Source organism: Streptomyces phytophilus, assembly GCF_013870535.1.
GTDB lineage: Bacteria > Actinomycetota > Actinomycetes > Streptomycetales > Streptomycetaceae > Streptomyces > Streptomyces phytophilus.
Map to the genome: position 1 here is coordinate 1 of NZ_JACBXC010000210.1, position 7,070 is coordinate 7,070.

5 protein-coding genes are annotated in these 7,070 nt (G+C 71.1%); all 5 read left to right on the top strand.

Going from position 1 to position 7,070, the window contains the following annotated elements:
* Positions 1-179 precede the first annotated feature (179 nt).
* Positions 180-1,385 (top strand): ROK family transcriptional regulator, encoded by a 1,206-nt coding sequence (locus H5J30_RS12680; protein WP_026276312.1) that lies wholly within the window; start codon positions 180-182, stop codon positions 1,383-1,385.
* Between the two features lie 130 nt (positions 1,386-1,515).
* Positions 1,516-2,625, top strand: a complete 1,110-nt coding sequence (locus tag H5J30_RS12685; RefSeq protein ID WP_181787538.1) for an ABC transporter substrate-binding protein — start codon at positions 1,516-1,518, stop codon at positions 2,623-2,625.
* Between the two features lie 150 nt (positions 2,626-2,775).
* Complete coding sequence (locus tag H5J30_RS12690) at positions 2,776-3,567, top strand: ATP-binding cassette domain-containing protein (RefSeq protein WP_181787539.1); 792 nt, start codon at positions 2,776-2,778, stop codon at positions 3,565-3,567.
* Entirely contained in the window at positions 3,564-4,898 is a 1,335-nt protein-coding gene (locus H5J30_RS12695) for a sugar ABC transporter permease (protein WP_181787540.1), read from the top strand. Before H5J30_RS12690 ends, H5J30_RS12695 begins: the two co-directional genes overlap by 4 nt.
* 218 nt (positions 4,899-5,116) lie before the next feature.
* The coding region (gene dxs, locus H5J30_RS12700) for a 1-deoxy-D-xylulose-5-phosphate synthase (RefSeq protein ID WP_181787541.1) at positions 5,117-7,070 on the top strand (1,954 nt) is incomplete at its 3' end.

Here is a 7,070-nt window from a genome sequence, read left to right on the forward strand (position 1 = left end):
GCTCGGTACCGTGGATGTGTGCGGGTTACGGAATAGTCACGCCGTCAAGGTCTTGACGGCGGTAACCATGGCCACCGAGCCTAGACTTCACAAGTTGTAGGCGATCCGGGTCCCATCGGCGTGGCCCGGGAAGTGGGGGGCCGTCGTGTCGCCCGCCGAACCAGGAGTGGATGGCCGTGGTGGAGACTCCGGGCTCGCAGTCCTCGCTGCACCGGGCAAACCTTGAGCGCGTCGTGCGCGCCGTGCGACTGTCCGGTTCGCTCACACAGGCGCAGATCGCGCGGAGCACCGGGCTGTCCGCCGCCACGGTCTCCAACATCGTCCGGGAGCTGCAGGAGAGCGGCACCGTCAGTGTCACCCCCACCTCCGCCGGCGGGCGGCGCGCGCGTGCCGTGTCGCTGAGCGGGGATGCCGGGATCGTCGTCGGGGTCGACTTCGGCCACACGCACCTGCGGGTCGCCGTGGGGAACCTGGCGCACCAGGTGCTCGCCGAGGAGTCCGAGCCGATCGACGTGGACGCCTCCGCCACCCAGGGCCTGGACCGCGCGGAGGCGCTGGTGAGCCGCCTCGTGGGGGCCACGGACGTGCCCCCGGACAAGGTCGTCGGCGTCGGCCTCGGGGTGCCCGGGCCGATAGACACCGAGACGGGCGTGCTGGGCTCCACCGCCATCCTGCCGGGCTGGACCGGCACCAACCCGCGCGACGACCTCCAGTCCCGCCTCGGCGTCCCGGTCTACGTCGACAACGACGCGAACCTGGGTGCGCTCGGCGAGCTGGTCTGGGGCAGCGGCCGGGGTGCCAAGGACGTGGCGTACATCAAGGTCGCCAGCGGTGTCGGCGCCGGCCTGGTGATCAACGGGCAGCTCTACCGCGGGCCCGGCGGCACGGCGGGTGAGATAGGGCACATCACGCTGGACGAGTCCGGCCCCGTCTGCCGCTGCGGGAACCGCGGCTGCCTGGAGACCTTCACCGCCGGCCGGTACATCCTGGGCCTGCTGGAGGCCAGCCACGGCCCCGGGCTGACCGTGGAGCGCATGGTGCAGCTCGCGCGCGACGGCGATCCGGGCTGCCGGCGGGTGATCGCCGACGTCGGCCGGCACATCGGCAGCGGCGTGGCCAGCCTGTGTAACCTGCTCAACCCCAGCAGGGTGGTGCTCGGCGGCGACCTCGCCGAGGCCGGGGAGCTGATCCTGCAGCCCATAGGGGAGTCCGTCGCGCGCTACGCGATCCCCAGCGCCGCCCGCCAGCTCGACCTGGCCTCCGGGGCGCTGGGCAGCCGCGCGGAGGTGCTCGGGGCGCTGGCGCTGGTGCTCAGCGAGATGGGCGACCGTTCGATCCTTGACGGCGCGGTGCCGCTCCTCGCCCCCGCTCTCACAGAAGGTTGAGTTCACATAGAGAAACCACGGGATCGTATCCGTCTCGTTAAGCATTTACTTCTTGACGGCATGGTTACGGGCGAGTTGACTACCTCACACCTCGGCCGCGAAGGCGCGGCCACGTCAGGGAGGTTCGACCGTGCACACCTATCTGCGCCGTGCGGCAGTCGCACTGGCCGCCGTATCCATGACCGTCGGCATCGCGGCCTGTGGCAGCGCCGATGAGGCCGACAACGACTCCGACAGCGGTGACAAGAAGAACGACGGGCCGTTGACGATAGGTCTCCTCCTGCCGGAGGACCAGACCGCGCGCTACGAGGACTTCGACCGGCCGCTGATCGAGAAGAAGATCGAGGAGCTGGCCCCGGGCACCAAGGTCATCTACAACAACGCCAAGCAGGACGCGACCACGCAGCAGCAGCAGGTCGACACCATGATCACGCAGAAGGTCGACGCGCTGATCCTGGACGCCGTCGACTACAAGTCGATCGCCTCCGGCGTGAAGGCCGCGGACGAGGCCGGCATCCCCGTCGTCGCCTACGACCGCCTCGCCGAGGGCCCGATCAGCGGGTACACCTCCTTCGACAACAACAAGGTCGGCCAGGTCCAGGCCGAGTCCCTGCTGGAGGCGCTCGGCGACGGGGCCAAGGACGGCGAGGTCGTGATGCTCAACGGCTCCGTCACCGACCCGAACGCCGCCATGTTCAAGGAGGGCGCGCACTCCGTCCTCGACGGCAAGGTCAACGTCGGCAAGGAGTACGACGTCAAGGAGTGGAAGGCGGAGAACGCCAACTCCGACATGAAGGGCGCCATCTCCTCGGTCGGCCAGGACAAGATCATCGGTGTCTACGCCGCCAACGACGGCATGGCCGGCGGTGCCATCACCGCCCTGAAGGCCGCCGACTTCGACCCGCTGCCGCCGGTCACCGGCCAGGACGCGGAGCTGGCGGGCGTGCAGCGCATCGTCACCGGCGAGCAGTACATGAGCGTTTACAAGCCGTACAAGCCGGAGGCCGACGCCGCCGCCGAGATGGCGGTCAAGCTGGCCCGCGGCGAGAAGGTCGACTCCGTCGCGACCGGCACCGTGGACAGCGAGTCCGAGCAGGGCGTGCCCGCCGTGCTCATCGACCCGATCGCGCTGACCAAGGACAACATCGAGGAGACGGTCGTCAAGGACGGCCTGTGGAAGATCGAGGAGATCTGCGCGGGCAAGTTCGCCGCCGCCTGCAAGGACGTCGGCCTCCAGTGAGCCGCTGAGCGTGCGAGCCGCTCACCCGGTGAGCCGCTGGCCGCGCCATGCCACCCGCGTGCCCGGGGACCCGCCAACCCAACTCCCGCTGCCGGCGGGGCCCCGGGCACCCGGGCCCTCATCTTGTCCACGCCTATCCCCCTGTAGGAGATGGTTCACGTGTCCGCTACGCCCGTGCTGGCGTTGCGCGGGATCTCGAAGCGGTTCGGTGCCGTCCAGGCACTCACCGACGTCGATCTCGAGGTCCGCGCCGGTGAAGTGGTCGCCCTCGTCGGCGACAACGGCGCCGGAAAGTCCACTCTCGTCAAGACCGTCGCCGGCGTCCACGCCATCGACGACGGGATCATCGAGTGGGGCGGCCGCCCCGTTCGCATCCACAAGCCGCACGACGCCCAGGACCTGGGCATCGCGACCGTCTACCAGGACCTGTCGCTCTGCGACAACCTCGACGTCGTCGGCAACCTCTTCCTCGGCCAGGAGATCCGCACCGTCGGCGTCCTGGACGAGGTCGAGATGGAGCGCCGCTCCCGCGAGCTGCTCACCACCCTGTCCATCCGGATCCCCAGCGTCCGCATCCCCACCGCCTCCCTCTCCGGCGGCCAGCGGCAGACCGTGGCCATCGCCCGCTCGCTCCTCGGCGACCCCAAGCTCGTCATCCTCGACGAGCCGACGGCCGCCCTCGGCGTCGAGCAGACCGCCCAGGTGCTCGACCTCGTCGAGCGGCTGCGCGAGCGCGACCACGCCGTGCTGCTGATCAGCCACAACATGGAGGACGTCAAGGCCGTCGCCGACCGGGTCGCCGTGCTGCGCCTCGGCCGCAACAACGGCGTCTTCGACGTCGCGACCACGACGCAGGAAGAGATCGTCGCCGCCATCACGGGCGCCACGGACAACGCCGTGACGCGCCGCTCGGCGCGCGGAAGTGCGGAGGCAGCGAAGTGAGCACCGAGGGGATCGAGAAAGAGGACTCCGCGAAGACCGACCTCGCGAAGTCCGCCCCACCCGCCGACACCCCCTCCGCCGACGCCGAGCCCGGCGTCGCCAAGGAGGCCGTCACCGCCGTCGACCCCCGGCTCGTCGTCCGCGAGCAGGGCTTCGCCGGCTACCTGACCGAGTTCAAGCGCCGCATGCGCGGGGGCGAGCTGGGCTCCGTACCCGTCATCGTCGGCCTGATCCTCATCATGGCGATCTTCCAGGGCCTGGACGACGCCTTCCTGTCCGCGCAGAACCTGTCCAACATCTCCATCGACATCGCCGGTCCCGGGCTGATAGCCGTCGGCATCATCTTCGTGCTGCTGCTCGGCGAGATCGACCTGTCGATCGGTTCGGTCAGCGGGCTCGCCGGCGCGGTGTTCGCCGTGCTGGCCGTCCAGGAGGGGATGCCGGAAGTCCCGGCGATCATCCTCGCCGTCCTCGTCGGCACGGCGACCGGCGCCTTCCACGGCTTCTTCTTCGCCCGGATCGGCGTCCCGCCGCTCGTCGTGACCCTCGCGGGCCTGCTCGGCTGGCAGGGCCTGATGCTCTACATCCTGGGCAGCTCCGGCACCATCAACCTCGACTCCGACGGCATCGTCGCCAAGCTCACCACGTACTACTTCACCGACGTCGCCGCCGCTTACGGGCTCGCGGCGGTCTCCGTCGGCGGCTACTTCGCCGCCGCGTACTTCGGCGCGAGGCGGCGCGAGGCGGCCGGGGTGCCGTCGCGGCCGCTCAGCGAGATCGTCCTGCGCACGGTCGTCCTGGCCGTGCTCGCGTTCGTCCCGGCGTACGTGCTGAACCAGTACAAGGGCCTGCCGCTGGCGCTGCTCATCTTCCTCGTCGTGGTCGTCGGCGCGGACTTCGTGCTGCGCCGCACCGGCTTCGGCCGGCGGGTCTTCGCCCTCGGCGGCAGCGTGGAGGCCAGCCGCCGGGCCGGCATCAACGTCGACCTGATGCGGATCGCGGTCTTCTCCGTCTCCGGCACGCTCGCGGCCATCGGCGGCCTGTTCATGGCCTCCACCATCGCCGCGGCGAACCAGGGCGCGGGCGGCGGCACGCTGCTGATGAACGCCATCGCGGCGGCGGTCATCGGCGGCACCAGCCTGTACGGCGGCCGCGGCAGCAGCTGGTCCGCGCTGCTCGGCGTGCTGGTCATCATGTCCATCCAGTCGGGCCTGGCGCTCAAGGGCATCGACGCGCCGGTGCAGTACATGATCACCGGCTCGGTGCTGCTGGCGGCGGTCGTCATCGACTCCGTCTCCCGCCGCACCCAGAAAACGGCAGGACGCGCCTGATCGCCGCCCCGCCCGCCACCCGCTGCGCCCCCGTGCCGATTCCCGGTACGGGGGCGCAGCTGTTGCGGACCTGTGGCATACATCGCACTGTCGGATCAGCGACCGGACATCGGGAACATTAGACTCGACCGGACGCTTCGGGCCCGGCACGTCCGTGTGGGCGGCAGGGCCCGGCGCCGTACGGCCCGAAAGCAGGCTGCGACAGCAAGGAGGCACGGGTGGCACTGCTGGCCCGTATCAAGGGACCCCGCGACCTGGACCGGCTCGGTCCCGAGCAGCTCGACCGGCTGGCCGCGGAGATCCGCACCTTCCTCGTGGAATCCGTCGCCCGCACCGGCGGCCATCTCGGCCCCAACCTCGGCGTGGTGGAGCTGAGCATCGCGCTGCACCGGGTCTTCGACTCGCCCCGCGACCGCGTGCTGTGGGACACCGGCCACCAGTCGTACGTGCACAAGCTGCTCACCGGCCGCCAGGACTTCGGCAAGCTCAAGAAGAAGGGCGGCCTGTCCGGCTACCCCTCGCGGGCCGAGTCCGACCACGACGTCATCGAGAACAGCCACGCCTCCACGGTCCTCGGCTGGGCCGACGGCCTGGCGAAGGCCAACGAGGTACGCGGCCGGGACGCCGCCGTCGTCGCGGTCATCGGCGACGGGGCGCTGACCGGCGGCATGGCCTGGGAGGCGCTGAACAACATCGCCGCCGCCCAGAACCGCCCCCTCGTCATCGTGGTCAACGACAACGAGCGCTCGTACGCCCCCACCATCGGCGGCCTCGCCGACCACCTGGCGACCTTGCGCACCACCGACGGCTACGAGCGCTTCCTCGCCCGCGGCAAGGAACTGCTGGACCGCACGCCCGTCGTCGGCAAGCCGCTGTACGAGACCCTGCACGGCGCCAAGAAGGGTTTGAAGGACTTCATCGCGCCGCAGGGCATGTTCGAGGACCTGGGGCTGAAGTACGTCGGTCCTATCGACGGACACGACCTCGCGGCCGTCGAGTCGGCGCTCCAGCGCGCCCGGCGCTTCGGCGGCCCGGTCATCGTGCACTGCCTGACCGAGAAGGGCCGCGGCTACCTGCCCGCGCGCCAGGACGAGGCCGACCAGTTCCACCAGGTCGGCGTCATCCACCCGGACACCGGGCTGCCGGTGGCCGCCGGCGGCGCCGACTGGACCTCCGTCTTCGCCGACGAGATGGTGCGGATCGGCCGCGAGCGCGACGACGTCGTGGGGATCACGGCCGCGATGATGCGCCCCGTGGGGCTGCAGAAGTTCGCCGACGCCTTCCCCGGCCGGGTCTACGACGTGGGCATCGCCGAGCAGCACGCCGCGGTCTCCGCCGCCGGCCTGGCCACCGGCGGGCTGCACCCGGTCTTCGCCGTCTACGCCACGTTCCTCAACCGGGCGTTCGACCAGGTGCTGATGGACGTCGCGCTGCACCGCTGCGGGGTGACGTTCGTCCTGGACCGGGCCGGGGTCACCGGCAGCGACGGCGCGTCCCACAACGGCATGTGGGACATGTCGATCCTCCAGGTCGTCCCGGGGCTGCGGATCGCCGCGCCGCGCGACGCCGACCAGGTGCGCGCCCAGCTGCGCGAGGCCGTCGCCGTCGACGACGCCCCCACCGTCGTGCGCTACTCCAAGGGCGCCGTCGGCCCCGCCGTCCCGGCGGTGGGCCGGATCGGCGGCATGGACGTGCTCCACGAGCCGGCCGGCGCCGAGGGCGCGGAGCGCCCCGACGTGCTGCTGGTCTCCGTCGGCGCGCTGGCGCCGATGTGCCTGGAGATCGCCGGACTGCTCGACAAGCAGGGCATCACCACGACGGTCGTCGACCCGCGCTGGGTCAAGCCCGTGGACGAGGCGCTGCCGCAGCTCGCGGAGCGGCACCGCGTGGTCGTCACCGTCGAGGACAACATCCGCACCGGCGGCGTCGGATCCGCGGTCGCGCAGGCGCTGCGCGACGCGGGCGTCGACATCCCGCTGCGCGACTTCGGCATCCCGGAGCGCTTCCTCGACCACGCCTCCCGCAAGGAGGTGCTCGTGGACATCGGCCTGACGGCCCCGGACATCGCCCGCCAGGTCACCGGTCTGGTCGCGCGGCTCGACCGGCGCGCCGGCGAGGACATCGCGGCCCAGGGGACCGGGGACGGGACGGTGTCCGAGGTCGTCGGGGACT